Annotated in this window: 17 protein-coding genes and 1 tRNA gene; 14 read left to right on the top strand and 4 right to left on the bottom strand. The window is 46.3% G+C overall.

Annotated elements, in window-relative coordinates; translation table 11 throughout:
• The first annotated feature begins 19 nt into the window (after nucleotides 1-19).
• The 4 genes from MHB82_RS21320 (at nucleotide 20) to MHB82_RS21305 (ending at nucleotide 3,007) form a co-directional block, all read left to right on the top strand.
• Complete coding sequence (locus MHB82_RS21320; protein ID WP_341175767.1) at nucleotides 20-1,573, top strand: tetratricopeptide repeat protein; 1,554 nt, start codon at nucleotides 20-22, stop codon at nucleotides 1,571-1,573.
• A 37-nt stretch (nucleotides 1,574-1,610) separates the two neighbouring features.
• On the top strand, nucleotides 1,611-2,276 hold the full coding sequence (locus MHB82_RS21315) for a hypothetical protein (protein WP_341175766.1): 666 nt from the start codon (nucleotides 1,611-1,613) through the stop codon (nucleotides 2,274-2,276).
• Between the two features lie 101 nt (nucleotides 2,277-2,377).
• Nucleotides 2,378-2,503: a sporulation protein YjcZ gene (locus tag MHB82_RS21310; protein WP_095359426.1), complete on the top strand. Its 126-nt coding sequence runs from the start codon at nucleotides 2,378-2,380 to the stop codon at nucleotides 2,501-2,503.
• Nucleotides 2,504-2,677: 174 nt separating this feature from the next.
• Nucleotides 2,678-3,007 carry a DUF1904 family protein gene (locus MHB82_RS21305; protein WP_095359425.1) on the top strand — a complete coding sequence of 110 codons (330 nt, stop codon included), beginning with the start codon at nucleotides 2,678-2,680 and terminating at the stop codon, nucleotides 3,005-3,007.
• Nucleotides 3,008-3,139: 132 nt separating this feature from the next.
• Here MHB82_RS21305 and MHB82_RS21300 read toward each other — a convergent pair whose 3' ends face one another.
• Both MHB82_RS21300 and MHB82_RS21295 read right to left on the bottom strand, forming a co-directional pair.
• Complete coding sequence (locus tag MHB82_RS21300) at nucleotides 3,140-3,919, bottom strand: hypothetical protein (RefSeq protein ID WP_341175765.1); 780 nt, start codon at nucleotides 3,917-3,919, stop codon at nucleotides 3,140-3,142.
• Between the two features lie 169 nt (nucleotides 3,920-4,088).
• A complete protein-coding gene (locus MHB82_RS21295; RefSeq protein WP_095290179.1) occupies nucleotides 4,089-4,277 on the bottom strand; it encodes a DUF6199 family natural product biosynthesis protein in 189 nt (62 codons plus the stop codon).
• 291 nt (nucleotides 4,278-4,568) lie between these two features.
• Between MHB82_RS21295 and MHB82_RS21290 the strand changes: the two genes are divergently transcribed.
• A complete protein-coding gene (locus MHB82_RS21290) occupies nucleotides 4,569-5,723 on the top strand; it encodes a sensor histidine kinase (protein ID WP_341175764.1) in 1,155 nt (384 codons plus the stop codon).
• Nucleotides 5,724-5,842: 119 nt separating this feature from the next.
• Nucleotides 5,843-6,328, top strand: a complete 486-nt coding sequence (locus tag MHB82_RS21285; RefSeq protein WP_341175763.1) for a NucA/NucB deoxyribonuclease domain-containing protein — start codon at nucleotides 5,843-5,845, stop codon at nucleotides 6,326-6,328.
• Nucleotides 6,329-6,407: 79 nt separating this feature from the next.
• Here MHB82_RS21285 and MHB82_RS21280 read toward each other — a convergent pair whose 3' ends face one another.
• Entirely contained in the window at nucleotides 6,408-6,644 is a 237-nt protein-coding gene (locus MHB82_RS21280) for a hypothetical protein (RefSeq protein ID WP_095359422.1), read from the bottom strand.
• Nucleotides 6,645-6,873: 229 nt separating this feature from the next.
• Here MHB82_RS21280 and MHB82_RS21275 point away from each other — a divergent pair, with 229 nt between their 5' ends.
• The 7 genes from MHB82_RS21275 to MHB82_RS21245 all read left to right on the top strand — a co-directional run bounded on the left by MHB82_RS21275 (nucleotide 6,874) and on the right by MHB82_RS21245 (nucleotide 13,374).
• Nucleotides 6,874-7,332 (top strand): hypothetical protein, encoded by a 459-nt coding sequence (locus tag MHB82_RS21275; RefSeq protein WP_341175762.1) that lies wholly within the window; start codon nucleotides 6,874-6,876, stop codon nucleotides 7,330-7,332.
• A gap of 285 nt (nucleotides 7,333-7,617) precedes the next feature.
• A tRNA-Leu gene (locus MHB82_RS21270) sits at nucleotides 7,618-7,703 on the top strand.
• 273 nt (nucleotides 7,704-7,976) lie between these two features.
• The gene (locus MHB82_RS21265; RefSeq protein WP_341175761.1) at nucleotides 7,977-10,898 is read left to right on the top strand and encodes an insulinase family protein; all 2,922 of its coding nucleotides are present in this window, start codon (nucleotides 7,977-7,979) and stop codon (nucleotides 10,896-10,898) included.
• Nucleotides 10,899-11,204: 306 nt separating this feature from the next.
• Entirely contained in the window at nucleotides 11,205-11,873 is a 669-nt protein-coding gene (gene ung, locus MHB82_RS21260) for a uracil-DNA glycosylase (protein ID WP_095359419.1), read from the top strand.
• A 19-nt stretch (nucleotides 11,874-11,892) separates the two neighbouring features.
• Entirely contained in the window at nucleotides 11,893-12,312 is a 420-nt protein-coding gene (locus MHB82_RS21255) for a hypothetical protein (RefSeq protein WP_095290057.1), read from the top strand.
• A 229-nt stretch (nucleotides 12,313-12,541) separates the two neighbouring features.
• A complete protein-coding gene (locus MHB82_RS21250; RefSeq protein ID WP_095359418.1) occupies nucleotides 12,542-13,129 on the top strand; it encodes an LOG family protein in 588 nt (195 codons plus the stop codon).
• Between the two features lie 113 nt (nucleotides 13,130-13,242).
• Nucleotides 13,243-13,374 carry a YjcZ family sporulation protein gene (locus tag MHB82_RS21245; RefSeq protein WP_217506391.1) on the top strand — a complete coding sequence of 44 codons (132 nt, stop codon included), beginning with the start codon at nucleotides 13,243-13,245 and terminating at the stop codon, nucleotides 13,372-13,374.
• Nucleotides 13,375-13,603: 229 nt separating this feature from the next.
• Here the strand turns inward: MHB82_RS21245 and MHB82_RS21240 are convergent, their stop codons facing one another.
• Nucleotides 13,604-13,876 (bottom strand): hypothetical protein, encoded by a 273-nt coding sequence (locus MHB82_RS21240; protein ID WP_095359417.1) that lies wholly within the window; start codon nucleotides 13,874-13,876, stop codon nucleotides 13,604-13,606.
• Nucleotides 13,877-14,115: 239 nt separating this feature from the next.
• Between MHB82_RS21240 and MHB82_RS21235 the strand changes: the two genes are divergently transcribed.
• Nucleotides 14,116-14,850, top strand: a complete 735-nt coding sequence (locus tag MHB82_RS21235; protein WP_341175760.1) for a glycerophosphodiester phosphodiesterase — start codon at nucleotides 14,116-14,118, stop codon at nucleotides 14,848-14,850.
• The last annotated feature ends 63 nt before the right edge of the window (nucleotides 14,851-14,913 follow it).

Below are 14,913 nucleotides of genomic sequence, written 5' to 3'. Positions count from 1 at the left end.
AAAGCGGGTTTTAGATGACATGATTGAAAATGATGGACAGCGCTTCCGTTTCAGTGAGGCTCCGGTATGGGAATGGCAGCGAGCGTATTATGAGCAGCAAGGGCTGCAGGCCTGGACGGATAATCAGGTTCCGCAATACATTACAAGCAATCCCATGATTGCGACTGCATACGCGGAAATGATCTTTGGCTTCCTTCAAGACTTGGCTGCCAAGGGACAGACATCAGAGACGGTAACCATTCTGGAGTTAGGTGCTGGCGTAGGACGCTTGGCTTTTCAAATTGTGACCAAACTATGCGAGCTCAGGGACTATGCTGCAATAACGCTGCCATCCTTTCGTTATGTAATGACTGATCTTGCTGCTGACAATGTTACGGGGTGGAGGAATCATCCGTCCATGCAACCACTGATCCAACAGGGTTTGCTTGATTTTGCGCAATTTGATGCCATGCAGGACACGGAATTAAATTTGACGGAAGCGGGTACGGTTATTCGCCCGGGTGAGCTGGGTCAGCCAATACTGATTATTGCCAACTACTTCTTTGATAGTATTCCCCAAGAATTGATATATGTTGGTGAAGGGCAGATCTTTGAATGTGATGTTACGATATCGAATGCCGATGTTTCCACGAACCTTCAGCCTAATGAAATGTTGAAAAACATGGAGCTGAGTTATGCGTATCGTCCGGCACCGGAGTACAGTAAACCGGACTTTCCGTATCGCGATCTCATATCACTATACCAGGAAGAACTGGAAGACTCCCATATTTTGTTCCCGGCCGCGGGACTCGCTTGCCTGGAACGGCTGGAGACTTTATCTCAATCCGGGTTTGTGCTTATTACAGCTGATAAAGGGGATCATCGACTGGATCATTGGAAGTTTGCAGAGCCGCCAGAGTTTGTTCTTCATGGCAGTTTTTCATTAACTGCGAACTATCATGCAATTCAACATGTTTTTGAGCAGCGCGGAGCTTATGTTCGTTTTACATCACATCATTACAAAGATCTGAATATCGGATGTATGTTGATGGTAGAAGAGCCAATAAGCTACGTAAATATAAGACTGGCCTATCTGCGAGAGATTGAGCGTTTTGGACCAGACGACTTCTTCAGTATAAAAGAATGGTTCGACCATCAGCTAAGCAGAATGGAACTTAAGCAGCTGTTGCCCTTTTGGCGTTTGGGCAGGTATGATGCCGAATTTTTGATACATAGTGCCCAGAGAATATCTGATCTCCTTCCTGAAGCAAGTGACGAAGAGATGTTGGATATCCAGCATGGAATTCAGATGATGTGGTCCTCCTATTACACAATGGACCAGATGGGGGATATTGCATTTCTAGCAGGGCAATTATTGAATGAAATGGGGATGTATGAGGACGCCAAGTATTTTCTTGAACTTGCTCTGGAAGCAGATGGAGTGAAGCGCAGTTCGGCAGTATTATACGATTTGGCCGTGTGCTGTTATGAGCTGGAGCTCGAAAACGAAGCCTTGAATTACACCCGAGAAGTACTTGTGATGGAGCCTGATCATGAAGAAGCACGTTCGTTGCTTCAAAGTTTGGAAGGTTGATCGTTATTCTCTTATTTATGAATGGGGGACACATGAGATGAAAATCCTGATTGGACAACCGAAACTGGAGCCATCCCTTAACCAATTGGAAAGGGAACTTAGATCCAACCCTGATGTGGATATTGTGCTGTATCCAGAGGGTTATCTGAATCAGAATGTGGAAGAGGCACGAAGGTTGGCTGCGAAGTATGAAACGATGATTGTGTCCGGACACCGCAGATTGGATGAGAGGCCCAAGGATCGAGCCATCATCATGAATAAGGCTGGAGACATCGTGCTTGAAAAGGCTAAATACACACCTGCCACTACGGTTGAGGAAGCTGGCTGGTTAATCAGTACTTTGTTGTGTGACGAATTGGTACGGCAGGGTTTTCGTAAGGAATTTGATGGGCAGATTCATCTGGTCATGCATTCTATCGGTGTTGGGATGTTCAGTGAGGAGCAGTATGCGGAATGGCTCGAGGAGGCAAGGCTGATTGCGATTGCGGAGAAGTGTGTAATCATGGGGACAAGCCATGCTGATGGAGCTTATAGGGACTCAGACATGAGTATTCCAATTGCCTACTGCATCGCTCCAAGTGGCGATATTTTGATCGAATCGAGAAACGATACCCGAACCCGAATCATTGACCTGAAGTCAGTGGGGACATGGCAGGACAGGATGGCACCTGACTTGAATATCAGTGTATTTTGCCTGGAATAGTCAATGTGGATTGGGCGTAGCAGATTGGGGATATGCCCGGTCAATCGAGCTGATATGGCATATGTTATGGCATACCTTGAAATTCAAAGGAGGCCAATCAAATGAGTCAAGTTGGATACGGTTGTAACAATGTTGGTGGAGTAGGATACGGAATGTGTACTTCTACTGCGGCGATTCTGGTACTCTTCATTCTGCTCGTTATCATCACGAAATCGTTCTGGTGTTAATTCGTACCTGGTAACGGTACGGAAGGATCATTCAGGGCTCTGCTGAGATCTCAGCGGGGCCTTTCCTTTGTGATAAGAGAAGTTAGCAATATCAGCGTGCCTTGCATTTGACAAGCGAAAACAATGTGCTTAAAATCACATAAGAGACTAAATTTAGAGATTGAAGGGATCGTAATGCCGTTTATTCGCTTTAGAGGATTCACAGGTCACCAATTGGAGGAAACTGTCCCCCGGATTACGGAGCAGATGGCTCTCATTTGTAATATTCCACGAGAAAGACTGAAGGCAGAGCGTTATGATGTACAAGCTCTCACCCCATCTCCCGCTTCGATTGAAATCCTGATGTTCCAGCGTGATCAGGAAATTCACAATCGCATTGCATCTTCCATCCATGGTATTCTGGCAGACGAAGGCCTTTCTGATGCTCATATTTTCTTCAACATCCTGTCACCGACTTTATATTATAAGCAAGGCAAGCCGCTAACCGATTACCCATTAGATTAGATAATGATTCGACCAGTGCATATGTTTTTTAAAAAAATAGGCTGTTCCCAATGTTTGGAACAGCCTGGGACGAGCAGGGATCTGCTCGTCTTTTATTTTATTCAAAAATGCCTGTGCTCGGATCGAGCTGCGCTACCGGTGTGCTTGAATGAATCCGGAAGAAAACATAGATGAAAGAATTAGCACGGCTCCTCCGATGAGATAGACCAGCCAGATTCCCGACTCATCCGCAACCCATCCAAACAAGAGGGCAGACAAACCGAAGGCTCCAGTCAATAGCAGACCCTCCCGGAGGACATTTCGATTAGGACGTTCAAGATGTCTGGGGTCATCTTTTTTGGCAGTGTCATCCAAGAGTAAACTGATGGCGATCATAAGCGTCAAGCTGGCCCATAACATGGCTGAAACCGCCCAAAATGTCGTTGAAGCTCCCCAGTGACTGACAACCAAACCGGCTATCGCATATCCAACAATGGTTGCGGTCTGGCTGGAGAAGGATAGCAGGCGTTTCGTTTTTACGAGTTCTTCGTCTTGTACAGCAAGGCGGGGGGTGATGGTGTCAAGCACCAGAGACTCCCAGCCCTCCAGAAAGGAAAGAACGGTGATAACGGCCAGTAAGACAGGGATATGTAAAGTAAGGTAAGTAAGTGATATGGCAATGCCGGTGAGTATTAGCGTCTTTGCTGCGGGAATGCCGATAAGCAGTTTGGCCACAGAGAAACGTTCCACAAGCCAGGAAGAACTTAAGGCGGCTGGAATTCGTGCCATCATCTGAATGAAAGGAAATAGGGCGGCATAGAGTACCGATCCGGTCTGTTCATAGACCAGTAAAGTGATAACCATGATATATAATACATGAATAAAGGATAGGAGTGTCTTCGCAGCCCAGTATGGGTAGAAAATGATGTTCATGCATAGATGCCCTTTCTAGGTTCATATATATTCAGTACTCGCTGAATAACAATACTAATAGTAAAGGGACGGAGGGCAATGCACCACAAATAAAATTATCATTTTTTGTTCATTGATAGCCCAAAAAGCAGTGATCCAGATGGACAACTGCTTCATAAGTATATGCTCTTCATGCTGATGCAAGTGTAAAAGCAATAATCAGCATCACCAAACTGGTCAAGCGGGTGAACGTCATATAAGGCTTACTGGGTTCGGATTCTCCTCTGGAAATCCATCCATAACGGAGATACCATCCGAATTTGGGAAAACAGAGATTGATAATGCAAAGTGTCATGAAAATAAAAAAGAGGGTTCTCATGCCCAATCTTCCTTCCTTGTTTGCATGACCCGAAATGGAATTAACGACGTCTGCGTCTTGTGAAGAAATACAATACCAGAATAACAATAATAACAATCAACAGAAATTTCATGATGTTTTCCTCCTGACGGATTGGTGTGAGTTAAGCGTATTTTACCCACAAACCACATCATTTGAATAACTGTGTTACAATTAAATATATTGATTTAGGTTGATCCAAGACCCAATTGTTATCATTTTAATTATATATTCATTTGATGCAACGGACCACAAGAAAACAGGAGGGGAAGCATGAGCATCCAAAATAAGCACTCCATACCCATTCAGTGGGAGTTTTTAATATCCAAGCTTAAATCTTCCGTAACTGTGGTCGATGCAACTTCACCAGAGCAACCATTGATATATGTCAATGAACAGTTCACTGCTCTAACAGGATATACCTCCGAAGAAGTGGTTGGACAGAACTGCCGATTCCTTCAGGGCAGGGACACGAATCCCGAAACTATAAGCAAAATTCGTAAGGCGCTTAATCGGCAGGAGTCCATTAAAATTGATATTTTAAATTACACCAAAAGTGGTCAACAATTCTGGAATGAATTGAACATTGATCCCATATTTGATGATGAAGGACAGTGTCTCTTCTTTGTTGGCATCCAATATGACATTTCTGAACGGAAATATGCCGAGGAACAGCTTCGCAGGGCGGCCAGGATGGCGGAGATGAACAGCAGGGGACACCTGGAGTTTATCGGGAAACTAAATCATGAACTGCGCACACCGCTCAATGGAATTATGGGCATGATCGAGTTAACGAGCATGGGTGAAATCAGTGAGGAGCAAAAAGAATATTTGGACCTTGCTCGTCAGTCTGGTGAAGCTTTGCTGAATATTGTGAACAACAGCCTCGACATGGCGAAGCTGGGGCGCGGGAAGATGCAAGTGGAGCAGGTTGAATTCCAGCCCCTTAAGCTCATTCAACAGATCGTTAGGACGCACGAGCCTGCGGCTGAACAGAAGAAGGTTCAATTGCGCTGCCAGGCCGACATGCAGGTACCGGACGTTTTGGTCGGAGATCCGTTGCGTCTACGTCAGGTACTGGATAACCTGCTGAGCAATGCGATTAAGTTCACGGAGCAAGGTGAAGTGTTACTGCAGCTTGATGTGAAGGAACAACACGGGGACTCCGTTACCTTGTTGTTCTCCGTAAGTGATACGGGAATCGGTATTCCTGAAGAGAAGTTACATCAGTTATTTGAGGCTTTTACCCAGACAGATGTATCTTATGCCCGCAGATTTGGTGGCAGTGGACTGGGATTAACCATCTGTAAGGAACTGCTTGAATTGATGCACGGGGACATTGCTGTAGAGAGCGTAGCAGGGCAGGGAACGCACTTCCATGTGACATTACCACTATTACGGCAGCTTGTTATCCCACATGTGGGATAACAAGCTGTTCATAAGAATAAACGGGAAGAAGACAGTTCGGGGTGATGCGGACTGTCTTTTTGGTATTGTTTCACGAACGAACGTTCTGGTATAATGCAAGATGGAACGGGGGAGACAGCATGAAGAGGAAGCAAACAAGGAAGAAGAAAAACAAAGGTTGGAGCAATCTTAAGAAATCGTTTATTACACTGGTAACGCTGGTGGTTCTGGCTGTCTTTGCCTGGTTCGAGGGAGAATTGCCGCTGGATCTGCCATCCCCGTTTAATGGGAGCAGTCAGGGCGTGGATCACACCATCACCTTTCCCTCTGATCGGTATCCGGAGACGGCGAAGCATATCAAGGACGCCATCAAGGCAGGGCACTCGGATGTATGCACGATTGATCGTGAGGGCGCAGACGCCAATCGCGACCTGTCACTCAAGGGTGTACCCGTGAAGAAAGGGAAGGATCGGGATGAGTGGCCCATGGCCATGTGTGCTGAAGGCGGGTCAAATGCAGATATCGAGTACATTACGCCCAAGGACAACCGCGGAGCGGGTTCATGGGTTGGTAATCAGCTGAGTACATATCCGGATGGAACAAGGGTGAAGTTTGTTGTAAAGTAGCTTGAACATTCAAACCCATAGAACAAACCAAAAACCAGACCCGTGAGGGTCTGGTTTTTGGTTTTATTCAGCTATAGAGCTATAGATCTGCAATACTCAACTGCAGGCCCTTCATATGATGGGAACGGATACTCAGTAGGCGGGTAATCTGCTCAACCTCATCAAAAGGAATCCAAAGGTTTCCCTGGACCGTACGCAGGGTAAGAATGGATGAGTCAGCAGAACGCTCGGGAAATCCGGTCACCGTTTGACCGCTGGTGTTGCGAACGACAATTTGTTGATTACGACGAATGGCAATTTCTACCTCTTTTTTCATAAGACATTGCTCCTGGTTATGGGATGGTTGCTTAATATGTCAATAATTTCAATGGTTAATTTGGCTTCTTTATCTAGTCTATCAGAACTAGGTATGGATTTCCAGAAAAGAAATAAATCCTTCAGGTTTAGGTGAATTGACTTATGGAACAGATGGTTTGTTTAATGCTTTGATGCCAGGACGGATTAACGTTTTGGGTTATAACATGTCCTATTAGGGAGGGAACGGAATGACACAATTATTGGTTGGACTGGTTCAAACGGAGAACGAAGCGATTATCATGCTTAACAAGCTCAAGGAAGCAGGATTAGAAGCGGAAGCGATGGGAGTTGTGGCGAAGGAGCATTTGGATCTTGATTTGATCAGCGAAAAAGCAGGTCTGGACAAACCGTTGAAGGGTGCTGGTACAGATGGTGCATTCGGCGTCTTCAAGGGTGTACTCGCAGCATTGGGAAAACGTATGGACCAGACGATCTCTGCAGGCAAAGCGGTTCGCCGACTGGCTGGCAATGAAATTGGAGGGGAAACGGATGATCTCGTTCTTACTCTGGCAGAAGCCGGTATTGCTGAAGAGGATGCTCAGTATTATGAGCAGTGGCTTCTTCAGGATTACTTTCTTATCGTGGTGGAATGCAGTGAGGAAGATGCTGCCCACATTGCACCGATTGTGAAGGGGGAAGATATATAGAACAGGATTCTTGCAACTTTTTAGTTTAATTTAAGCCTGATTTTAGGTTTCTTTAATGTTGGGGCGGTATTATGATCTCACACCTCCCTTAATATAGATGGTTTATAGAAAGTCCGGGACCGCAACTCGGACTTTCTAGGCACTGCCAGCTGATGCTGGTAGTGCCTTTTCACTTTTTTATGGTAGTTGTATTTTTACAAAAAAATAAATTATATGTTGCATATTGTTCAATCCTATGGTAAGATATTTCTTGTCGCCTCAAGTAATAAAGTAATACATACATATGCCGGGGTGGCGGAATTGGCAGACGCACAGGACTTAAAATCCTGCGGTAGGTGACTACCGTACCGGTTCGATCCCGGTCCTCGGCATCCTTATGAAGAAGATCGCATGACGCTTGTTGAACAAGCTGTCGATGCGATCTTTTTTTATACCCATTTTGAGCTCATGGAATTGAATTTCAGGGCCTTTCGGGTTCATAAACCGAAATTGTACATAATACATATCAGAAGACGTCTAGTTGCCTCAGCCTGTAAGTTAGGAAGACATGTAACGATGGTGTATACTATCCATAGGCATAAATTACCTTTATCTTGCGGAACTCAAGAAAGCAAAATAAATTTCTTTTGATGGAGGATCAGCATATGTTGAAACAACTTCAGCCTTACCAGGTTTTACAGGAACGCAGGATGGAGGAACTGAAATCAGATGGCTACCTGCTTGAACACAAAAAATCAGGTGCCCGAATCGTCGTTTTATCCAACGAGGATGACAATAAAGTATTCAGTATCGGTTTCAGAACACCTCCAAGTGACAATACGGGCGTGCCTCATATTTTAGAGCATTCCGTGCTGTGCGGGTCCAAAAAGTTTCCTGCAAAGGATTCCTTTGTGGAACTGTTGAAGGGTTCACTGAATACCTTCCTGAATGCGATGACGTACCCGGACAAAACAATCTACCCGATCGCAAGCCGCAATGATCATGACTTCCACAACTTGATGGATATTTATCTGGATGCGGTACTGAACACCAATATTTATGAGAACGAGAAAATATTCCTGCAAGAGGGCTGGAACTACAATCTGGCCTCTCCCGAAGATGAATTGACATATAACGGTGTTGTGTACAACGAGATGAAGGGGGCCTTTTCCTCACCGGAGCGAGTTGTACGCAGAGCCGTCCTGAATTCACTTTTCCCAGATACAACCTATTCCTGCGAGTCTGGGGGCATTCCGGATGAGATCACGGATCTGACCTACCAGGGCTTGCTCGATTTCCACACGAAATACTATCATCCTTCGAACAGCTACATATACCTGTACGGTGATATGGATATGGAAGAGAAGTTGAAATGGCTGGATGAAACCTATCTGAACCAGTACGATCGTATCGAGACTGACTCGGAGATTGGGGTACAGGAAGCCTTCAGCGAGCGGGTTGATGTGGTCAAAACCTATTCCGCGGGAAGTACCGAGTCGGAAGTGGATAACAGCTTTCTGACGTATAATGCCGTCATTGGAACCACACTCGATCAGGAGCTGAACATTGCTTTTCAGATTTTGCAGTATGCACTTTTGAGTGCACCGGGAGCTGTTCTGAAGCAGGCGCTGCTGGATAAAGGGATTGCCAAAGAAGTCTATGGCTCGTATGACGACAGCTTGTATCAGCCTGTACTGACCATTGGTTTGAAGAAGAGTAACCTGGAGAGCAAGCAGGTATTTTTGGATACAGTGCAGGAAGTGCTCCAGCGTGTGGTGAAGGAAGGAATTGATCCCAAGGCGCTGCTTGCGGGAATTAACTCCTATGAGTTCAACCATCGTGAAGCCGATTTTGGAAGAATGCCGAAAGGGCTCATCTATGGCTTCTATACCCTTCAGAGCTGGCTCTATGATGATCAGGCACCATTTGCACATTTGGAGGCCAATGACGTATTTGCGACGCTGCGAACCAAAATGAATGAAGGATACTTCGAGCAGTTGATCGAGCAGTATTTGCTGCAAAATACACATACCTCATTTGTTGCGGTGACTCCGGATAAGGGGCTGAATCAGCGGAAGGAAGAAGCGCTGCGTACCCGGTTGAAATCCTATCAGTCCAGTCTGAATGAGACCGAAATCGCAGAGTTGGTGCAAAAAACGAAAGAGCTTGCGGATTATCAAAATGAGCCTTCGACCAAAGAACAACAGCAGGTTATTCCGACCTTGTCGATTGAAGATATAGATCCTAAAGCTTCGACCTTGTACCAAACCCTGAAGACGGTAGAAGGCACAACGATCCTGCATCACAATCTATACACCAACGGGATTGGTTATCTGAAGCTATTATTTGATGTCAAAGAGATACCGCAGCATCTGCTGCCTTATGCCGGTCTGCTGAAAAGTGTACTCGGTTATGTGGATACGAAGAATTTCTCGTTCAACGAGTTATCCAATGAAATCCATATCCACTCAGGCGGAATCAGTGCAAGCGTAGGTGCGAGTGCTGATGCAAAACAGTATAACGCGTACCGGGCTCACTTCGAATTCGGAGCGAAAGTTCTGTACAGCAAGCTGGGATTTGCGTTTGACATGATCCAAGAGATCATTCTGACTTCCCGGTTCGACGACTCGAAGCGCCTGTATGAGATCATTTCCCAACTGAAGGGACAATTGCAGCGCAGCTTGATCAACAGTGGACATTCGGCAGCGATGGGCAGATCCTCTGCCAAACATTCAGCTGTGGCTGCCTTCCGGGAAGCTGTGAGCGGAATCGCCTTTTACCAATGGCTTGAAGAGCTTCAGGCGAACTATGATGAGAGAAAAGAAGAGCTTGCTACTCGTCTTCAAGAATTGACAGGCATGATTTTCAGACCTGAACTGCTGCTTGTCAGCTATACCGCAGATGAGAAAGGGTATGAAGGATTGGAGCAGCAGGTGTCTGACCTGAAATCCAAGCTGTATACACATGATGTGGCGAAGGAGCATGCTGAATTCCAAGAGGTTCATCATAATGAGGGCTTCAAGTCACCTTCGGAAGTGCAATATGTTGTTCAGACAGGCAACTTCCTCACCAAGGGCTTCCAGTATACAGGCTCGCTGCGGGTTCTTCAGGGGATCCTGTCTCTTGATTATCTGTGGACGAATATCCGGGCCAAGGGTGGTGCCTACGGCTGCATGAGCGGTTTCCGACGGAATGGAGACAGCTATCTGGCCTCGTACAGAGACCCTAACCTTGAGAAAACGTACAAAGTGTATGAAGACATTCCGCACTATTTGCAAAATTTCAAAGCGGATGAACGTGAAATGACGCGGTATATTATCGGTGCCATCCAGGATCTGGACACCCCGAGAACGCCGTATTCGGAAGGGAATTTCTCACTGGAGTGCTACTTGTCCAACGTTACCGAAGCAGATCTTCAACAGGAGCGTGATGAAGTACTGGGCACAACGGAAGCTCATATCGTTGATTCGGCTGCCCTCGTATCTGCAATCCTGGAACAAGGAAATCGCTGCGTTGTCGGCAATGAAAGCAAGATCGAAGAGCAAGGCTTCCTGTTCGACGAAACGCTGGATCTGATTAAGTACTAAATGCAGAAGTAGTGCATAGGTTTCGCAAAATGGATGCATGAACATAAAACGGGTCCCCGGTTGGTTTAGCCATCTGGGGGCTCGTTTTTTTTAGTTTATAGCTCATGAAAATGGCTTAAAGAATAATCAGAGGATACCAGTCAGAGCCTGAGCAGACATGACCCTATAGCACATTTCTGGCCTGCCGCCCGGAGGTATGTTAAAATGATGGATAGTCTAAGAGCCTTGAATCAGGCTCAACACAGGGGCAGCCAGAGGTTTCTGGCAGCACGGGTATGTTTTCATCAGCGAAAGGAGCCCATACATATGTTTGAAAACGATTGGGACACAGTTCTTAGAGAAGAGATTGAATCGGAGTATTTTAACGATATACGTTATGCATTAGCGGGAGAATACAAAACACAAACGGTATATCCATCCAAAGAAAATCTGTTCTCCGCACTCAAACTGACCCCCTATCATCAGGTCAAAGCGGTCATTCTGGGTCAGGATCCATATCACGGAGCTGGACAGGCCCATGGATTAAGTTTTTCGGTCATGCCAGGTGTACGCATTCCGCCTTCACTGCTAAATATATATAAGGAACTTCATGCAGATCTGGAATTGCCAATTCCGAGACACGGGTACTTGGTTCACTGGGCGGAACAAGGTGTATTGCTGCTTAATAATGTACTTACGGTACGCGAGGGCCAGCCGAATTCTCATCAGGGACTGGGTTGGCAAAAGTTCACTGATGCGGTGATTCGTGCATTGAATGAACGCTCGGAACCGATGGTGTTCATGCTGTGGGGCAGTCATGCACAGAAAAAAGGAGCCTTTATTAACCGGGATAAACATCTGGTGCTGGAATCAACACATCCCAGTCCACTTGCCGCCCATCGTGGTTTTCTGGGCAGTCGGCCATTCTCCAAAGCCAACGACTTCCTGACCTCCAAAGGTATTCAACCGATTGATTGGACTATACCGGAAAACTAGATAAGCGGAGGTGAGGGCATTGCGGCATTGGGTTGGACGAAAAGTAGCAGTATATCGGGCAACGGGAATACGGGAGCCACTGAAGGGGACCCTGGTAGAGTGGGATGAAGAAGCAGATTGTGTACGAATCGGACCGAAACGGATCAAGGTGTCGTTCGACAATATCGCAATGATTAGACCTCTCCCTGAAGAGAGCCTTCCTCTGAAGAAAGCACGTTCTGAAGTGCATAAGGTCGGATATGTGATGAAAAAGGCCATTCAGTTTGACAATGCCATCTATTTTAAGTCACAGGTCATGATATGGCGGCGGGCCAAAATTGTAGCCCTGTCCACCACGATTCTTCGTCATGATGAAGATCAGGTCGAGCTTGCAGATGGGCGGTTGCTTCGCAAGGACAAGCATATGTTTGTGGTGCGTTCCAGACGGGGCATACGCTAATATGACTTGTATATTTAATATTCATTTCATGTAAAGATCATATAGATTTAATCTTCGGCCTTTATATTAAATGTAACAACCCCTTCTAAATGATGTGTAATAACATGGGAACCTGGCCGGCTGCAAACGGTCGGGTTTTTTTTGTCTCCACACAATATGAAGGGGTAACATAGCAATGACATTCTTGTTATATACTAATGAGATAGACAACAAGAAGGAGTGAAGCCCTTTGAAACGTATATGTGTTTTTGCAGGTTCCAACCCCGGGAATCATCCGGACTATACACAGCAGGCAATTAACTTGGGCAAGCAAATTGCAGATAACGGTTTCTCCCTCGTATATGGCGGGTCGTGCATGGGATTAATGGGTGCGGTGGCAGATGCAGCACTGGAGAATGGCGGAGAAGTCATTGGCGTTATGCCAACCGGATTGTTTCGTGGAGAAATTGTGCATGGAGGCCTTACACAGCTGATTGAAGTGGGGACAATGCACGAGCGGAAGGCAACAATGGCGGAACTGTCGGATGCATTTATCGCCCTTCCTGGTGGCATGGGTACCTTTGAGGAATTGTTTGAAGTGCTGTGCTGGGCACAAATCGGTATTCATCGCAAACCAGTTGGTTTATTGAATGTGAACGGTTATTACGAACCCTTGATGAAACTGGTGGAGCATAGTGTCCACGAAGGATTTTCGAATACTTCTCATCTCAGTCTGTGGAGTCTTGAATCAGAACCCGCCGAACTGCTTGCGAAGATGTCGGCTTACGTTCCCTCACAGTTGACTCAGAAATGGACTCAGCTTAATGAACAAAAGTAATCCAAGATAGGGGTTAACCATCGGCATCTGCGGAAAACTTTCCGTTCTGCCCAAGCAAATTGCGGCCCGAGACATAGTCTATAGTGTACTTTCTTAAGAGGGGAGTGTCACTCATGAGCGAAATCAAAGGCACAGGTTACGGGTATGGATACGGAGGCTTCGGCGGCGGAGCATGGACATCTACAGGCGCGATTCTGGTACTGTTCATTCTGCTGGTTATCATCTCCCGCACCTTCATTCTGTAATTCGGTCAGCCATTCCCGGAGGGGAAGGCTCTATCTGAAGCGCACCGAATGAGGAATAAGCCTTTCCGAAGAAACGCCGGCAGCTGTCGGCGTTTCAGGGGAACGGTTTTTTTGTTTTTCCTGCGAGGAAATGGTTAGAACTTAAAATAAACAAACCCTGCTCCCGCATGACAATTAGGGGCAGGGTCAACCGTCTGGCACGCAGAGCTGTTCTACAAGCTGCACTGGTCTATACCACAACAGCGGTCTCGTCTGGTATACTCAGTGATTTCCAGGCGATATATAGCCCAATGGCAGCTGCAATCAAGGAGAGAATGGCAGCGACAACAGCCAGCTGATCCAAGGTTCTGGAAGAGATATAATTCGTGTTCCGCTGATTCGACGCTGTTTTTTTGCTAGACTGGTTTTTAATGTGCACAGAGGGACTGGAATGCCTGGAAGCCGACTGTGACTGGGAGATGCGAGAACGCTGGGGAAGGGTCTTGTTCCTTAAGGGCTTCAATAGTCAACCTCCTTATGGCGGAGTACGGAACTTCTATCGCTCATACTATGTTATGTCGATTTGCAGATTGAGTTCGCAAAAATGAGTGAATCCCCAGTCTGACTGGACATTTTCCCAAGCCATCTTCGTCCAATTATGGAATCGAACACGCATTAAACGTTCCGTTAATACGGTTATGACAAACCGGTCGTATAGTGGAAATGCTAGAGTTGATGTGCGAAAACAGGAGGTGCTGAGGAATGGCGATTGAAATTATTGCGCATAGGGGAGCTTCCGCCGTCTGCCCTGAGAATACAATGGCTGCGTTCGAACGTTGTCTGCAGCTCGGAGCCACGGGTATTGAGACAGATGTTCAGATGTCCAGTGATGGCAGATTGGTATTGATTCATGATGAGACATTGAACCGGACTGCAGGTGCATCCGGCTGGGTTAAGGATACAACATATGAAAAATTGCGCACACTTGACGCAGGTAGCTGGTTCCATGCCGACTTTACCCAAGAGCGCATCCCTTCACTGGAAGAGCTGTTTGATCTCGTACAGGGAAAAAGGATTCTGCTTAATCTGGAACTGAAAAATGGAATTGTTGGTTACAAGGGCATGGAGGAAAAGATTGTGCAAGCCATTCGAAACTGGGATTTGGAACAGCAAGTGATCCTTTCGAGTTTCAATCATGCATCTTTGGTGAAGTGTAAACGGATCGCTCCCGAGATTCGGACGGCACTTCTATACATGGAAAAACTCTATCGTCCTTACGACTATGCAGCCAAACTGGAGGCCTCGGCACTGCATCCATATAAGCTGGCTGTAACACAAGAGGAAGTAGCTGCTGCGCAGGCTCAGGGAATTTCGACACATCCGTTTACCATAAACGATCCTGCAGAGATGCAAGCATTGATCCAGATGGGTGTGGAAGCGATCATTACGGATGTTCCCGATGTACTGGCCGCATTGATCGGATTACATAGCCGTTAACATCAAAAAAACAAGCTGCACCTGAGCCCTTATGCTCGGTGCAGCCTTTTTTGAATCTAAAAA

Origin of the sequence: Paenibacillus sp. FSL K6-2862 (assembly GCF_038005125.1) — a bacterium.
GTDB classification, from domain to species: Bacteria; Bacillota; Bacilli; order Paenibacillales; family Paenibacillaceae; genus Paenibacillus; species Paenibacillus illinoisensis_A.
The sequence above is the reverse complement of the archived record's forward strand: the minus strand, read 5'-3'. Positions and strand labels throughout refer to the sequence as shown.

Bases quoted from the DNA above. Each gene is read 5' to 3' on its own strand.
- MHB82_RS21235 (WP_341175760.1), top strand. From the start codon at position 14,116: ATGGCGATTGAAATTATTGCGCATAGGGGAGCTTCCGCCGTCTGCCCT.
- MHB82_RS21290 (WP_341175764.1), top strand. From the start codon at position 4,569: ATGAGCATCCAAAATAAGCACTCCATACCCATTCAGTGGGAGTTTTTA.
- MHB82_RS21320 (WP_341175767.1), top strand. From the start codon at position 20: ATGATTGAAAATGATGGACAGCGCTTCCGTTTCAGTGAGGCTCCGGTA.
- MHB82_RS21275 (WP_341175762.1), top strand. From the start codon at position 6,874: ATGACACAATTATTGGTTGGACTGGTTCAAACGGAGAACGAAGCGATT.
- MHB82_RS21295 (WP_095290179.1), bottom strand. From the start codon at position 4,277: ATGAGAACCCTCTTTTTTATTTTCATGACACTTTGCATTATCAATCTC.
- MHB82_RS21285 (WP_341175763.1), top strand. From the start codon at position 5,843: ATGAAGAGGAAGCAAACAAGGAAGAAGAAAAACAAAGGTTGGAGCAAT.
- MHB82_RS21280 (WP_095359422.1), bottom strand. From the start codon at position 6,644: ATGAAAAAAGAGGTAGAAATTGCCATTCGTCGTAATCAACAAATTGTC.
- MHB82_RS21300 (WP_341175765.1), bottom strand. From the start codon at position 3,919: ATGAACATCATTTTCTACCCATACTGGGCTGCGAAGACACTCCTATCC.
- MHB82_RS21310 (WP_095359426.1), top strand. From the start codon at position 2,378: ATGAGTCAAGTTGGATACGGTTGTAACAATGTTGGTGGAGTAGGATAC.
- MHB82_RS21245 (WP_217506391.1), top strand. From the start codon at position 13,243: ATGAGCGAAATCAAAGGCACAGGTTACGGGTATGGATACGGAGGCTTC.
- MHB82_RS21305 (WP_095359425.1), top strand. From the start codon at position 2,678: ATGCCGTTTATTCGCTTTAGAGGATTCACAGGTCACCAATTGGAGGAA.
- MHB82_RS21265 (WP_341175761.1), top strand. From the start codon at position 7,977: ATGTTGAAACAACTTCAGCCTTACCAGGTTTTACAGGAACGCAGGATG.
- ung (WP_095359419.1), top strand. From the start codon at position 11,205: ATGTTTGAAAACGATTGGGACACAGTTCTTAGAGAAGAGATTGAATCG.
- MHB82_RS21315 (WP_341175766.1), top strand. From the start codon at position 1,611: ATGAAAATCCTGATTGGACAACCGAAACTGGAGCCATCCCTTAACCAA.